This window comes from Micromonospora sp. NPDC051924 (genome assembly GCF_055586005.1).
This window is the reverse complement of sequence record NZ_JBVJJA010000038.1, coordinates 63,302-77,755: the sequence shown is the minus strand read 5'-3', so window position 1 is coordinate 77,755 and position 14,454 is coordinate 63,302. Positions and strand designations below refer to the sequence as shown.

Annotated in this window: 14 protein-coding genes, 1 tRNA gene and 1 pseudogene; 12 read left to right on the top strand and 4 right to left on the bottom strand. The window is 70.8% G+C overall.

Annotated elements, in window-relative coordinates:
* Positions 1-105 precede the first annotated feature (105 nt).
* Entirely contained in the window at positions 106-480 is a 375-nt protein-coding gene (locus ACZ6S5_RS26250) for a TM2 domain-containing protein (protein ID WP_466004590.1), read from the bottom strand.
* Between the two features lie 171 nt (positions 481-651).
* Here ACZ6S5_RS26250 and ald point away from each other — a divergent pair, with 171 nt between their 5' ends.
* The 9 genes from ald (at position 652) to ACZ6S5_RS26205 (ending at position 9,174) form a co-directional block, all read left to right on the top strand.
* Positions 652-1,767: an alanine dehydrogenase gene (gene ald, locus ACZ6S5_RS26245; protein WP_466004588.1), complete on the top strand. Its 1,116-nt coding sequence runs from the start codon at positions 652-654 to the stop codon at positions 1,765-1,767.
* A gap of 26 nt (positions 1,768-1,793) precedes the next feature.
* Complete coding sequence (locus ACZ6S5_RS26240; RefSeq protein WP_466004595.1) at positions 1,794-2,786, top strand: site-specific tyrosine recombinase XerD; 993 nt, start codon at positions 1,794-1,796, stop codon at positions 2,784-2,786.
* Positions 2,787-2,978: 192 nt separating this feature from the next.
* Complete coding sequence (locus ACZ6S5_RS26235; RefSeq protein ID WP_466004587.1) at positions 2,979-3,902, top strand: ParA family protein; 924 nt, start codon at positions 2,979-2,981, stop codon at positions 3,900-3,902.
* 41 nt (positions 3,903-3,943) lie between these two features.
* Positions 3,944-4,933: a segregation and condensation protein A gene (locus tag ACZ6S5_RS26230; RefSeq protein ID WP_466004585.1), complete on the top strand. Its 990-nt coding sequence runs from the start codon at positions 3,944-3,946 to the stop codon at positions 4,931-4,933.
* Positions 4,934-4,938: 5 nt separating this feature from the next.
* Complete coding sequence (gene scpB, locus ACZ6S5_RS26225; RefSeq protein ID WP_466004583.1) at positions 4,939-5,889, top strand: SMC-Scp complex subunit ScpB; 951 nt, start codon at positions 4,939-4,941, stop codon at positions 5,887-5,889.
* On the top strand, positions 5,876-6,646 hold the full coding sequence (locus tag ACZ6S5_RS26220) for a pseudouridine synthase (RefSeq protein WP_466004581.1): 771 nt from the start codon (positions 5,876-5,878) through the stop codon (positions 6,644-6,646). The genes scpB and ACZ6S5_RS26220 overlap by 14 nt, the downstream gene beginning before the upstream one ends.
* A 192-nt stretch (positions 6,647-6,838) precedes the next feature.
* Entirely contained in the window at positions 6,839-7,519 is a 681-nt protein-coding gene (cmk, locus tag ACZ6S5_RS26215; RefSeq protein ID WP_466004579.1) for a (d)CMP kinase, read from the top strand.
* On the top strand, positions 7,516-8,925 hold the full coding sequence (gene der, locus ACZ6S5_RS26210; protein WP_466004578.1) for a ribosome biogenesis GTPase Der: 1,410 nt from the start codon (positions 7,516-7,518) through the stop codon (positions 8,923-8,925). The genes cmk and der overlap by 4 nt, the downstream gene beginning before the upstream one ends.
* Before the next feature lie 175 nt (positions 8,926-9,100).
* Positions 9,101-9,174: transfer RNA gene (locus ACZ6S5_RS26205), tRNA-Pro, on the top strand.
* Between the two features lie 74 nt (positions 9,175-9,248).
* On the opposite strand, the pseudogene ACZ6S5_RS26200 reads toward ACZ6S5_RS26205, so the two are convergent.
* Together ACZ6S5_RS26200 and ACZ6S5_RS26195 are read right to left on the bottom strand one after the other, a co-directional pair.
* Positions 9,249-10,186: pseudogene (locus tag ACZ6S5_RS26200) on the bottom strand (tyrosine-type recombinase/integrase); the annotation flags it as partial.
* 170 nt (positions 10,187-10,356) lie between these two features.
* Positions 10,357-11,160, bottom strand: a complete 804-nt coding sequence (locus ACZ6S5_RS26195) for a helix-turn-helix domain-containing protein (RefSeq protein WP_466004577.1) — start codon at positions 11,158-11,160, stop codon at positions 10,357-10,359.
* 87 nt (positions 11,161-11,247) lie between these two features.
* On the opposite strand from ACZ6S5_RS26195, the gene ACZ6S5_RS26190 reads away from it, so the two are divergent.
* The 3 genes from ACZ6S5_RS26190 to ACZ6S5_RS26180 all read left to right on the top strand — a co-directional run bounded on the left by ACZ6S5_RS26190 (position 11,248) and on the right by ACZ6S5_RS26180 (position 13,025).
* Positions 11,248-11,628, top strand: coding sequence for a nuclear transport factor 2 family protein (locus ACZ6S5_RS26190; RefSeq protein WP_466004575.1), 381 nt, complete (start codon positions 11,248-11,250; stop codon positions 11,626-11,628).
* 279 nt (positions 11,629-11,907) lie between these two features.
* Positions 11,908-12,483, top strand: coding sequence for an IS110 family transposase (locus ACZ6S5_RS26185; protein ID WP_466004574.1), 576 nt, complete (start codon positions 11,908-11,910; stop codon positions 12,481-12,483).
* Complete coding sequence (locus ACZ6S5_RS26180) at positions 12,420-13,025, top strand: transposase (protein WP_466004572.1); 606 nt, start codon at positions 12,420-12,422, stop codon at positions 13,023-13,025. The genes ACZ6S5_RS26185 and ACZ6S5_RS26180 overlap by 64 nt, the downstream gene beginning before the upstream one ends.
* A 118-nt stretch (positions 13,026-13,143) precedes the next feature.
* Here the strand turns inward: ACZ6S5_RS26180 and ACZ6S5_RS26175 are convergent, their stop codons facing one another.
* Complete coding sequence (locus tag ACZ6S5_RS26175) at positions 13,144-14,448, bottom strand: MFS transporter (RefSeq protein ID WP_466004571.1); 1,305 nt, start codon at positions 14,446-14,448, stop codon at positions 13,144-13,146.
* Between the last annotated feature and the right edge of the window lie 6 nt (positions 14,449-14,454).

The window sequence follows — 14,454 nt, the reverse complement described above, 5'->3', positions numbered from 1 at the left end:
CCTCCGCGCCACAGATCCTCCCCCCCCCCCCCCCCTTTTCCTCCCGTGCCCCCCCCCCCCCCCCCCCCCCCCCCCCCCCCCCCCCCCCCCTTCCGTGTCGGGCGCTCAGTCGCGCAGCGGGCGCCCCTGGCCGTCGACGCCACCGTTGACCAGGATCAGGATGCCGTCGATCAGGCCCCAGATGCCGCCGAGACCGCAGGTCACGATGGTCACCACGAGCTGGATCACGCCGGTCTTGGTGTCGCCCATGTAGAACCGGCCGACACCGAAACCGCCAAGGAGGATCTGCAGGATGCCCGCGACGATCTTGCTCTTGTCCGAGACGCCCTGCGGGTACTGCGAGTACGGAGGAGTGGTCATGAGCGGACACCTTAGTGATCCACTGCCGTCCTGTCCGCACCGCCGCCCCGACGGTGGGACGATATTTACCGAACATTGTCCTGACGGCTGAGGCGGTCTCCACCGCCCAGCCCGGTACATGCCTGACACATCGTCAGGACGACCGGGCACCGGATGTCACTGTGCTGGCCTCCGGGCAGTTCCCACGCGCCTAGACTGCCGCCGGCGGGACCGGTGGACCGCGTCGGCAAAGGGGCCGCCGCGGCGCCGAGCAGTCGGGGGTGAGCTGCCCCGAAGGAAGGTGTCTGCATCGTGAAGGTCGGAATCCCCCGTGAGGTCAAGAACCACGAGTACCGCGTGGCGATCACGCCGGCGGGCGTCAACGAGTTCACCCGCCACGGCCACGAGGTCTTCGTCGAGTCCGGCGCGGGCGTCGGTTCCAGCATCACCGACGACGAGTTCGCCGCCGCCGGCGCCAAGATCCTCGCCACCGCCGACGAGGTCTGGGACGCAGCCGAGCTGGTGCTCAAGGTCAAGGAGCCGATCGCCGAGGAGTACCACCGGATGCGCGAGGGGCAGGTGCTCTTCACCTACCTGCACCTGGCCGCCTCCAAGGAGTGCACCGACGCGCTGATCGACCGCAAGGTCACCGGCATCGCCTACGAGACCGTCGAGCTGCCCGACCGCTCCCTGCCGCTGCTCGCCCCGATGTCCGAGGTGGCCGGCCGGCTCGCCCCGCAGGTGGGCGCCTTCTACATGATGCGCACCGGCGGCGGCCGCGGCGTGCTGCCCGGCGGCGTCTCCGGCGTGTACGCGGCCAAGACCGTGGTCATCGGCGCCGGCGTGTCCGGCATGAACGCCGCCGCCATCGCCCTCGGCCTGCAGTCCGAGGTGCTGCTGCTGGACAAGAACGTGGCCCGGCTGCGCCAGGCCGACGCCATCTACCGCGGCCACCTGCAGACCGTGGCCTCCAACGCGTACGAGATCGAGCGGGCCGTGCTCGACGCCGACCTGGTCATCGGCGCGGTGCTGGTCCCCGGCGCGAAGGCCCCGAAGCTCATCTCCAACGAGCTGGTCTCCCGGATGAAGCCGGGCAGCGTGCTCGTCGACATCGCCATCGACCAGGGCGGCTGCTTCGAGGACTCGCGTCCCACCACGCACGCCGACCCGGTCTACAAGGTGCACGAGTCGATCTTCTACTGCGTGGCGAACATGCCCGGCGCGGTGCCGAACACCAGCACCCACGCGCTGACCAACGTCACCCTCCCGTACGCCCTCGAGCTGGCCAACCAGGGCTGGCAGCAGGCGCTGCGCAACGACCCCGCTCTCGCCCTGGGCCTGAACACCCACGCCGGCCAGGTCGTCTACGGCCCGGTCGCCGAGGCGCACGGCATGGACGTGCTGCCGCTGGCCGAGGTGTTGGGCTGAGGGACGACAGCCCGAGGGAGAGCAGCCTGACGGCCGCTGCGGCCAGGGCCGGCGCGGGTGTGGAGCCCGCGCCGGCCCTGCGCCGTGCCGTCCGGGGCTACCTGGACCATCTCACCGTCGAGCGTGGACTCGCCGCGAACACCCTCGCCTCGTACCGCCGGGACCTGCACCGCTACCTCGCCACCCTGGCCGTCGCCGGGGTGACCGACCTGGCCGCCGTCGGCACCGCCGAGATCGAGGGGCACCTGGCCCGGCTGCGCGCCGGCGACGCCGAGCACCCGCCGCTCGCGGTCTCCTCCGCAGCCCGGGCCGCCAGCGCCGTACGCGGCCTGCACCGCTTCGCGTTGCGCGAGGGGATGGCCGGCGGCGACCCCGCCCGCGACGTCCGCCCGCCCACCCCGGCGCGCCGGCTGCCCCGGGCGCTCCCGGTCGACGACGTGCTCCGGCTGTTGGCGAGCGCCGGCCCGGTCACCGTCACCGGCGACGCGGCGCCCCGCGCGCTGCGCGACCGCGCGCTGCTGGAGTTCCTGTACGGCACCGGCGCGCGCGTCTCCGAGGCGGTCGGCGCGGCCGTGGACGACCTGGACCTCGACGAGGGCGCGGTGCTGCTGCGCGGCAAGGGCGGGAAGGCCCGCCTGGTCCCGATCGGCGGGTACGCCGTCGAGGCGGTGCGCGCCTGGCTGGTCCGCGGCCGCCCGGCGCTGCTCGCCGCCGGCCGGGGCACCCCGGCGGTCTTCGTCAACGCCCGGGGCGGTCCGCTGACCCGGCAGGGCTCCTGGGCGGTGCTGCGCGGCGCGGCCGAGCGGGCCGGCCTGCCGGTGACCGGCCCGGACGCGGTCTCCCCGCACACCCTGCGCCACTCGTACGCCACCCACCTGCTCGACGGCGGGGCCGACGTCCGGGTGGTGCAGGAACTGCTCGGCCACGCCTCGGTCACCACCACCCAGGTGTACACGTTGGTCACCGTGGAACGGCTGCGTGAGGTGTACGCGACGGCCCACCCGCGGGCCCGCGGCTGACCACTGCGGACAGGGCGGCCACCCCGGGCCGCCCGACACGCCGACCCGGTACCGAACGCGCTGCTGGCGCGTGGCGTACAGTCGGCATCGGCGCGGACCTTCAGGGGCGACGAACCGGGGTACGCAACGGCGCCGCGAGGGACGTCGGACGGCTCCGACGCCGGGTGGTCGTCGGGAGGGGGCAACGAGGACATGGCAGGCAACGAGGACCGTGCCGAGACCTGGACGTCGGAGCTCCGTGAGCAGCAGGCGACGCTCGGCGCCGACCTCGGCCCGGCCGATCCGGCCGCCTACACCATGCGCAAGCCGATCCCCGAGCCCATGCCGACCGACCGGCACGGCCCGGCCCGGATCATCGCGATGGCCAACCAGAAGGGTGGCGTCGGCAAGACCACGACCACCATCAACCTCGGCGCCGCGCTCGCCGAGTACGGCCGCAAGGTGCTGCTGGTCGACTTCGACCCGCAGGGCGCCCTCTCCGTCGGCCTCGGCGTCAACCCGCACAACCTCGACCTGTCGGTCTACAACCTGCTCATGCAGGACGACGTCACCGCCGAGGACGTCCTGATCAAGACCGACGTGGCCGGGCTGCACCTGCTGCCGGCCAACATCGACCTTTCCGCCGCCGAGATCCAGCTGGTCAACGAGGTCGCCCGGGAGATGGCCCTGGCCCGGGTGCTCAGGAGCGTACGCAAGGAGTACGACTTCATCCTGATCGACTGCCAGCCCTCGCTGGGCCTGCTGGCGATCAACGCGCTCACCGTGGCGCACGGCGTGCTCATCCCGCTGGAGTGTGAGTTCTTCAGCCTGCGCGGGGTCGCGCTGCTGCTGGACACCATCGACAAGGTGCGCGAGCGGCTCAACTTCGACCTGGAGCTCGAGGGCATCCTCGCCACCATGTACGACTCCCGCACCACGCACTGCCGGCAGGTGCTGCAGCGGGTGGTGGAGGCGTTCGGCGACAAGGTCTACCAGACCGTGATCACCAAGACCGTGAAGTTCCCCGAGTCGACCGTGGCCGGCGCCCCGATCACGACCCTCGACCCGGCCTCCTCCGGCGCGCGCAACTACCGGCAGCTGGCCCGCGAGGTCATCGCCGCCCACGCCGACCGGTAGGCCGCACACCGGATGTCCCGGCCGTGGACTACGGTTTGCCGGTGACCGCACCGCCCCTCGACCCGCCCGCGCCGCACGGCGCCGGCGACGCCGTGGCCGCCGCCGAGCTGGCCGCGGAGGTCGATGCCGTGGTGCCCGCCGACCCGGCCACCATCGAGGAGGCCAGCGGCTTCACCGTCCGGCTGGACAACTTCACCGGCCCGTTCGACCTGCTGCTCCAGCTGATCAGCAAGCACAAGCTCGACGTGACCGAGGTGGCCCTGCACCGGGTCACCGACGAGTTCATCGCGTACATCCGGGCCATGGGCGACCAGTGGGACCTGGACGAGACCAGTGAGTTCCTGCTGATCGCCGCCACCCTGCTCGACCTGAAGGCGGCCCGGCTGCTGCCGTCGGCCGAGGTGGAGGACGAGGAGGACCTGGCCCTGCTGGAGGCGCGGGACCTGCTCTTCGCCCGGCTGCTGCAGTACAAGGCGTACAAGGAGGCGGCGGCGCACCTGGCCGAGCTGGAGTCGGTCGGCGGCCGCCGCTACCCCCGCGCGGTCACCCTCGAACCCCGGTACGCCGAGGCCCTGCCCGACCTGGTGCTCGGGATCGGCCCGCAGCGGCTGCTCAAGCTTGCACTGAGGGCGATGACCCCGAAGCCGGTGCCCGAGGTGTCGATCGCCCACGTGCACATGGTCCGGGTCAGCGTCCGGGAGCACGCCGAGATCATCACCGGGCGGTTGCGCCGCGCCGGCATCGCCACCTTCTCGCTGCTCTGCGCCGACTGCGAGATCACCCTGGAGGTGGTGGCGCGCTTCCTCGCCCTGCTGGAGCTCTACCGGCAGGGGCTGGTCGCCTTCGTTCAGGAGCAGGCGCTGGAGGAGCTGACCGTCCGGTGGACCGGCCCGGCCGAGGGCGACACCGAGCTGACCATCGACGAGTACGCCGGCTCCCCGGAGCCGGCCGCCCCGCCCGCCCCGCCGCCCTCGGCGGCCGACGCCCCGGCCGCCGCCGGGGCGGACGAGCCCGCACCGACGCAGGAGTGACCCCGATGAGCGACGAGGAGCGCCGCGACTCCCTGGCCGACCAGGCCGCCGCGTGGATCCCCCCGTGGGAGCGCCCCGCCCCACCGAAGCCTCCCACCCCCGCGGAGCCCCCCGCCGCCGAGCTCGCTCCGACGCCGAAGGCCGACGTCGAGCGGGCCGTGTCGGAGCCGACCGCGCCCGTTCCGACCCCATCGGCGGGCGCCGTCGCGCCACGAGAGTCGGAGGGTGCGCCCGAGGCGGGCGCCGTCGTGCCGGGACAGCCGACCGGGGTCGAACCGACCGCCGACGAGCCGACCGGCAGCGGTGCCCCGGCCGCCGACCCGGCGGCGGGGGAGAGCAGTGCGGCCGGCGTACCGGAGAAGCGGGGAAGGCGGCGGGTGGAGCCCGCGCCGGAGCCCGCGCCCGAGCTGGACGACGCCGAGCTGCGCGGCGCGCTGGAGGCGATCCTGCTGGTGGTGGACCAACCGGTCAGCGAGCTGACCCTGGCCCAGGTCCTCGAACAGGCCCCGGAGCGGGTCGGCGCGATGCTCGACGAGATCGCCGCCGGGTACACCGCCGCCGGGCACGGCTTCGAGCTGCGCCGGGCGGCGGGTGGCTGGCGTCTCTACACCCGCCCGGAATACGCCACCTACGTGGAGCGGTTCGTGTTGGAAGGGCAGTCGGTACGGCTGACCCAGGCCGCGCTGGAGACCCTGGCGGTGATCGCCTACAAGCAGCCGGTGACCCGGTCGCGGATCTCCGCCATCCGGGGTGTCAACTGCGACGGGGTGATCCGTACCCTGGTCGGTCGCGGCCTGGTCGAGGAGTGCGGCACCGAAGCGGACAGCGGGGCGTTCCTCTACCGGACCACCACGATGTTCCTGGAGAAGCTGGGGCTGAACTCGGTGGACGACCTGCCGCCCCTGGCCCCCTTCCTGCCCGACGACGTAGAAGAGCTTGCCGATGCGACGCGATGACCGTGCCCCGAAGCCCGACGCCCCCGTGTACGAGGGCGCCGAGCGCCTGCAGAAGGTGCTCGCCGCCGCCGGGGTGGGATCGCGGCGCGCCTGCGAGGACCTGATCTTCCGGCGCCGGGTCACCGTCAACGGGCGGGTCGCCCAGCTGGGCGACAAGGCCGACCCGTCCCGGGACGTCATCCACGTCGACGGTGAGCGGTTGCAGGCCGACGTCCGCCTGGTCTACGTGGCGATGAACAAGCCGCGCGGGGTGGTCACCACCATGGCCGACGAGAAGGGCCGCACCGAGCTCGCCGACTTCATCGGCGCGCGGCTGGAGCAGCGGGTCTACCACGTCGGGCGGCTCGACGCCGACAGCGAGGGCCTGCTGCTGCTCACCAACGACGGCACCCTCGCCCACAAGCTCATGCACCCGTCGTACGAGGTGCTCAAGACCTACCTCGCCGAGGTGGCCGGGCCGATCCCGCGCAACCTGGGCAGGCGCCTGACGGCTGGCGTCGAGCTGGAGGACGGGCCGGTCAAGGTCGACTCGTTCAAGGTGGTGGACAGCCTGGGCAAAACCGCCCAGGTGGAGCTGACCCTGCACGAGGGACGCAAGCACATCGTCCGGCGCCTGATGGCCGAGATGGGACACCCGGTGTCCCGGCTGATCCGTACCTCGATCGGGCCGATCAAGCTCGGCGACCTGCGCACCGGGCGGCTGCGGCGGCTGACCAACGCGGAGGTCGCCGCGCTGTTCAAGGCCGTGGGTGACTGACCCCGCCGTTCCGGGTACGGCTCCCGGTAGGCTTCGACGCGGCCCGCGGGCCGGCGGGTGGCGCGCATCGCGCCCGGCGGCGTCGCGTGCGGCCGACCCGCGCGGTGCGGGCATGATTGACGAAGATGGACCACCGCTCAACGGCGCCGGAGACACCGGCGACCCGCGAGGTACGGGCTGAGGAGGACAACGGTGGAGGAAAACGTGCCGGCCGGGCGCTGCGTGGTCGCTGTGGACGGGCCGTCCGGTTCGGGTAAGTCCACCGTCTCGCGGCGGCTCGCCGCCGGCCTCGGGGCCCGCTACCTCGACACCGGCGCCATGTATCGGGCGCTGACCTGGGCGGTGCTGCGCTCCGGCGTCGACCTGACCGACGCCGAGTCGGTGGCCAAGGTCGCCGGCGAGGCCGACCTGCGCATCGGCACCGACCCCGAGGGGTACGGCGTGACCGTCGACGGCGTCGACGTGGCGACGGAGATCCGGGGGCCCGAGGTCACCGGCGCGGTCTCCGCGGTGGCCGCCGTGTCGGCCGTGCGTGAGCTGCTCGTCGCCCGGCAGCGGCAGGTGATCGCCAACGCCGGCCGGATCGTGGTCGAGGGCCGCGACATCGGCTCGGTGGTGGCCCCGGACGCCGACCTGAAGGTCTACCTGACCGCCTCCGAGGTGGCCCGGGCCCAGCGGCGCAGCGCCGAGGACGCCGCGGACGTCGCCGCCACCGCCGCCGACCTGGCCCGGCGGGACAAGCTCGACTCGACCCGCACGGTCAACCCGCTCCAGCAGGCCCCGGACGCGGTGGTGCTGGACACTACCGAACTCGGCATCGACGAGGTCGTGGCCCGGCTCCGCGAGCTGCTCACCGAGCGGGGGGTGGCATGACCGAGGACATCGGTGGCTGGGTGGAGCTGCGCGAACCGGAGTTCGACTCCGGGGAGGAGCCGGCCGGCCCGCAGCCCGTGGTGGCCGTGGTCGGCCGCCCCAACGTGGGCAAGTCGACCCTGGTCAACCGGATCATCGGCCGCCGCCAGGCGGTCGTCGAGGACATCCCCGGCGTGACCCGCGACCGGGTCCCGTACGACGCGCAGTGGAACGGCCGGGCGTTCACCGTGGTGGACACCGGCGGCTGGGAGCCCGACGCGAAGGACCGGGCCGCGGCGATCGCCGCGCAGGCCGAGGCGGCCGTCGCCACGGCCGACGTGGTGCTCTTCGTGGTCGACGCGATGGTCGGTTCGACCGATGTGGACGAGGCCGCGGTGAAGATGCTGCGCCGCAGCGCCAAGCCGGTCATCCTGATCGCGAACAAGGCCGACAACAACACCATCGAGATGGAGGCGACCTCGCTCTGGTCGCTCGGCCTCGGTGAGCCGTTCCCGGTCTCCGCGCTGCACGGCCGGGGCTCCGGCGACCTGCTGGACGCCATCATGGACGCGTTGCCCGAGGCGCCGAAGATCGTCGAGAACCGGCCGCGCGGCCCGCGCCGGGTGGCCCTGGTGGGCCGACCGAACGTCGGCAAGTCCAGCCTGCTCAACCGCTTCTCCGGGGAGGAGCGGGCGGTCGTCGACTCGGTCGCGGGCACCACCGTCGACCCGGTCGACAGCCTGGTGGAGATCGGCGGGGAGACCTGGCAGCTGGTCGACACCGCCGGCCTGCGCAAGCGGGTCGGCAAGGCCAGCGGTACCGAGTACTACGCCAGTCTGCGGACCGCGTCGGCGATCGAGGCGGCCGAGGTGGCCGTGGTGCTGCTCGACGCCAGCGAGGTGATCAGCGAGCAGGACCAGCGCATCCTCACCATGGTGGTGGAGGCGGGCCGGGCCCTGGTCATCGCCTTCAACAAGTGGGACCTGGTCGACGGCGAGCGCCGCTACTACCTGGACAAGGAGATCGACCGGGAGCTGCGCCGCATCCCGTGGGCGATCCGGCTCAACCTCTCGGCCAAGACCGGCCGGGCGGTCGACAAGCTCGCCCCGGCGCTGCGCAAGGCCCTGGCGAGCTGGGAGACCCGGATCCCGACCGCACAGCTCAACCAGTGGCTCACCGCCCTGGTCCAGGCCACCCCGCACCCGGTCCGCGGCGGTCGGGCACCGCGCATCCTCTTCGCCACCCAGGCCGGGGTGGCGCCGCCGCGCTTCGTGCTCTTCACCACCGGTCCGCTGGACGCCGGCTACCAGCGCTTCGTTGAGCGCAAGCTGCGCGAGGAGTTCGGCTTCGAGGGCTCCCCGATCGACATTTCGGTACGTGCCCGCAAGAAGCTCGGCCCGGGCGGTCGCGGCAAGGCCCACGGCTGACTCTGCCCTGCTTTTCGCCGGAGCCGCCGGGATCACTCCCGGCGGCTCCATCTTTCCTAGGACGCTTTAGGGGGAGTGGCGCGGGGCACGGCGGCACGGTAGGGGCCTGTGAGCACGGTGCGAAGATCCTGCGCTAAGCTGTACCGGCTGCCGCGGAAACACCGCGCGGGGGCATCGGGACGTGGCGCAGTTTGGTAGCGCACTTGACTGGGGGTCAAGGGGTCGTCGGTTCGAATCCGGCCGTCCCGACACAGGTAAGGGCCATCTCGGAAGATCGAGATGGCCCTTAGTCGTGCGGTACAGCAGGGAAGTACGGCAGCCGCCTATCCGTCGAACGTCTCGCCGAGGCGGCGCAGAGCATCCCTCGGTGCCCGGGACGATACCTGGCTGTACACCTCCATGGTGATCGAGAAATCAGCGTGACGCAGAATCGCCATCGCGATCCGGGGGTGAACGTCCAGATCAACGAGCAATGAGGCGCAGGTGCGGCGAGCATCGTGAACGGTGATCTTCTTGACTCCGGCGCGCGAGCACCCGACGTCCCAGGACCGCGAGAAGTTTCGTGGCTCGATCGGAAGCCCGTATCTGGTCGTGAAGACCATGCGGCTCGGCTGCCACAGGTCGCCCGCTTGCTTCGCGGCGGCCTGCTGACGGAGGAGGCGCTGTCGCAGGGCCGAGACACAAACAGCTGGCAGCGGGAGGGGAGCATCGGATTCTTGTGTCTTCGTCGCACGATGCAGGAGCTGTCCATGCACCCGCTGCAGTTGGCGATCGATGTAAAGGCAGATGTCGAACCGTCGACAGCACGCGTCGCAGAAGGCCTCGCCGTGATCGCCGCACTTGCGATCCCAGCCGCCCCAGTTGACGTGCTCCCAGGTGAGCCCCAATACCTCGCCCTTGCGCACGCCGAGTACCAGCACCAGGACGTACGCCGGGTACAGGGATCGCTCGCTTCCTTCGCCGCATCGAGGAGGGCCTGAGCTCCGTCGCTGGTCCAGGTAGCGCCGCGGCGGCGCCGGATAGGCGGAAGTTTGACGAGGCCGGCTACGTTCTTGGCGACCAATTCCTCGACTTCTGCCTGAGACAGCGCGGAACGTAGGACCGCTCGAATCCCCTTTACCGTGCGGGCCGATGGTACGTCTGAGCAGCACCCCCTGGCGCAGCACCGCTGCTTCTGAGCCGGTCGACGAGCATCCTTGCCCTGGCCGCAGCACTGGCACAGCTTGGCTGTTTGATTTATCCACCCTTGTACGTCGGGGACTATCTCGCTAACGGTGTTTCCGGCGATCTTGGTTAGTAGGTTTCAGCAGCCGGGAAGCGGTCGCTGAACGTGATGGGGCGGATACCGCGATACCGCGCGGCTGTGGATGGACGTCGCTTGGTGCCCACGGCGCGGGTCTTCTGTCAGTGTCCGGCGTGCCGGCAACGGCACTATGCCGTGTCGTCGCCGGCGCGTAATCGGCCGAGGTGGTGGCAGTGACGTGCGGTCGCCTCGTTGGCGGGCAGGTAAGTCTCGATGGTGATTTCCTCGAGCGTGAGGTCGAATGCGGTCCCGAACGTCGTGATGGTGTTGATGAAGCACAACTCGGCGCCGCGGTGGTCGAGCTGGATCTGCAGGGCGATGTCGGCGGGGTCCGGTGGCGGCGGCTGCTCGTCCTGCCCGTAGGCGAGCAGTTCATTGTGGAGCGCGATCAGGTGCGGGTCGCCGGTGTGCGCTGCTTGGCGGCCGAGTCTGGGCAGTAGGTGGGCGCGTACCTGGGCGAGGTTGCGCACCCGCGGCGCGAGCCCTTTGGGGTGGAAGCCGAGCCGCATCATGTTGACCCGTGGTTGTAGTAGTTCGGGGTCGGCGCCTTCGACGAGGATGTCGAACGCTGCGTTGGCGATCAGGACGTTCCATCGGCGGTCGAGCACGACCGCCGGGTACGGCTCGTGCGCCCGCAGGATCCTGCCCAGCGCCTCGCGTACGCGATCGAAGTCGGGGTCGTCCGGCGTTCGTTCCCGGTAGACCGGGGCGTGGCCGGCGGCTATCAGGAGGCGGTTGCGCTCCCGCAAGGGTATGTCCAGGTACTCGGCTAGCCGAAGCACCATGGCGCTGCTGGGGATGGTCCGGCCGGTCTCCACGAAGCTGATGTGCCGGGCTGAAACGTCGGCTTGGATCGCCAGGTCGAGTTGGCTGAGGTTGCGCAAGAGGCGCCAGCTGCGCAGCAGTTGACCGGCGGTTTCCTCGGTGGGCACGTCCCGAGTGTCGCCGAGGATCGCCGCTTTGGCCATTACCTCTGATGTAATCGACGGCGGACGGGTGTGTAAGCGATTGTCTGCGACATGACTGACATGACCACAGCGCACCGCAACAAGGACCTGATCCTGCGCGGCTTCGCCGAATTCGCCGCTGGCAACATCGAGGTGCTGCGGACCCTGCTGCGGGAGGACTTCGTCGAGCACAGCCCGGATAACCCGTCGGGCCGGGACGCCTTCGTCGAGTTCATCGCCGCCGCGCCGGTCGCGCGCGCGAAGCTGGACACTAAGCGGATCGTCGCCGACGACGAGTACGTCGTCGTGCATTACCACATGAGCACTCCGGAAGATGAGCGCGGCATCGCCGTCGTCGACATCTGGCGGCTCGAGGACGGGAAGATCGTCGAACACTGGGACGTCGTCCAACCCGTTCCCGAGCCATCCAGAACCCCAAACGGGATGTTCTAATCCGATCGGACGGCAACCGCTCATCGGCTACTTGTTTCATTGACCTGCGACCGTTGCCCGGCCAGGCTTCGGTCGAGGCGCCCGGGTTGTCGCTCTGATTGCGGCTGCCCACGCTGGTCGTGTGGCTCTCATTTGGCCTGCGCAGTCCCCGGGCGTCGCCCCAAGGGCGGGGAGAGGCTCAAGAGGGGTTTGCTCTGCTCGAAGTAGCGTTGCCCTCCCGGCTCGAGGAACCAGGTGGATCGAGCATCGGAGGAAACGTTGAGTGTCACGTCGGATCGCGTGGTCATCGGTATGGACCCGCACAAGCGTTCCGCCACCATCGAGGTCATGGCCGGCGACGAGACCGTCGTCGGCGCCGGCCGCTTCGACACCGGCCGGGACGGCTGCACGGCGATGAGGAAGTACGCCACGCGCTGGCCGCATCGGGTCTGGGCGATCGAGGGCTGCCAGGGCATCGGCCGGCACATCGCTAACCGGCTACTGGCCGACGGCGAGCAGGTCGTGGATGTTCCGCCGAAGTTGTCCGCCCGGGCGCGGTTGTTCGCCACGGGGCAGGGCCGCAAGACCGACGCCACCGACGCGCACTCCGTCGCGCTGGTCGGCACCCGAATGGCCGGGCTGCGTCCGGTGGTCAACGACGAGCAGTTGGCCCTGCTGCGGATCCTGGTCGACCGCCGCCGTTCCCTCGGTGAGGACCACACCCGGATGGTCTCCCAGCTGCACCAACTGCTGCTGGAACTGATCCCGGTGGAGCGAAGAAGAACCTGTCCGCCGCCCAGGCCAAAACGCTGTTGGCCACGGTCCGGCCTCGCGACGCGGTCGGCAAGGCCCGACGCCGGGTCGCCGCGGAGCTGATCAGTGACCTTGAACGGGTCTACCAACGCGCCAAGGACGCGGACAAGGAACTGAAGGAACTGGTCGCCTCCACCGGCACCACCCTGATGGACCTGCATGGCATCGGACCCTCCGGCGCCGCCCGGCTGCTGGTCGAGGTCGGCGACATCACCCGGTTCCCTAACCGGGCCCACTTCGCGTCCTGGAACGGCACCGCCCCCATCGACGCCTCATCCGGCGAACAGATACGCCACCGGCTTTCCCGCGCCGGCAACCGGCAGATCAACCGGGTGCTGCACATCATGGCCACCGTCCAGCTACGCAACCCCACCGAGGGACGCGCCTACTTCGACCGGAAGAAGGCCTCCGGCAAGACATCGATGGAAGCGATGCGCGCGCTGAAACGACGCCTGTCCGACATCGTCTACCGACACATGATCAACGACCCCGCAGCCGCGGTGGCGGGCCCGGGAGGACACCGGGGAACGGCAACTGGCTCCAGCGTGACCGACTCGCATCCCCAAGCCGGCTCTTCGGAGAAGTCTCTGGGACTGTGGATCTAAGGGTGTTTCCGGCCTGACCCGCCGGGCGTAGTGCCCGGCGAGGAAGGTGCCGTGATGACCGCGACACTGAACGATGTGGCCGTACAGTCATCCCGGTGCGCTTTGAGCGGCCGGTAGCTCATCGTGCTGCGGCTGCGGTCCTTTCGAGGAGCCGCGAGGGCCGGGGTGGGGTGGGGAGGTCGCGCTGGCCCTTGAGCGGGCCGAATGGCATGGTGAGTGCGCCCGTGACGTAGATGCCGAGCATGATCGCTAGAGCAGTGCGGATGCCGAGTTGCTGGCCGAGCCAGCCGGAGACGAGGCCGGATGCGGGCATCGCGGCGAAGGCGAGCATCTGGGTCGTGGTGCTGACGCGGGCTTGGAGGTGGTCAGGGACGTAGGTGAGGCGCCAGGTGGTGCGGATGACGTTGTTTGCGACGATCGCGAACTCGCATAGCAGGAGACCGGCGGCCATCCAGGCGACACCTGCGCCGGGGCCGGCCAGCAGTACCAGTAGGCAGCTGCAGCTGGTGAGCTGTAATGCGATCGGGCCGCGTGCGGTGCCGAGCCGGCGGGCGACGTGTGGGCCGCAGAGTCCGCCGATGACGCCGCCGACGCCGCCGGTGGCGAGCACGAGTCCGGTCACTGCTTGTGGTGCGGAGAGCTCGTCGACCAGGAAGAGGACCTGGAGGGACAGCAGGCCGGTGAGGCCGAAGTTCTGCATCGCGGCCAGGCCGGCGAAGTATCGCAGGTAACGGTCGCGGGCGACGACGTTGACTCCGGCTCGGATTCGCCGAAGGAAGGGTTCTTCCGGTATGGCCACGGCATGATCGGATGACCGGGTCTGGGGGCGCGTTCGGGCGAGGCAGGCCGCCGATACGAGGAAGCTGATCGCGTCGAGGAGGACGCCGAGCGCGGCGGACATGGCCTGTGCGATCAGGCCGGCCAGTCCGGGCCCGACGATCGTGCTGGCCGATTCGGTGGCGTACAGCATCGAGTTCGCGGTCCCGAGCTGCTCGGCGTCGACTACGCGGGTGACGAGTCGGGGCAGCGCGGCTCGGAAGACCACGGCACACGAGCCGATCACGAACGCCACCACGACCAGTGCCGCAAGCGACAGCGTGTCGGTCACCCACAGCAGTGGCACGGTCGCGGCAGCGGTGGCCGCGATCAGATCGCTCACGATCATCGTCGTGCGGGGCGGCCACCGGTCGGCGAGCGCACCGGCTGGCAGACCGAGGATCAGCCAGGGCGACCAGCTCGCCGCCGCCAGGATTCCCATCCAGCCCGGACCGGCATCCAGCTGCGTGGCCGCTAGTAGTGGCAGCAGTGTCGCCGTGGTCGCGGTCCCGAGCAGGCTGATGGCTTCGCCGAGCCAGAAGACTCGGAAGGCGCGGGGGAGACGGGGGGACGCCCGTCTCCCCCGATCCAGCAACTGACCGACCACAATCAG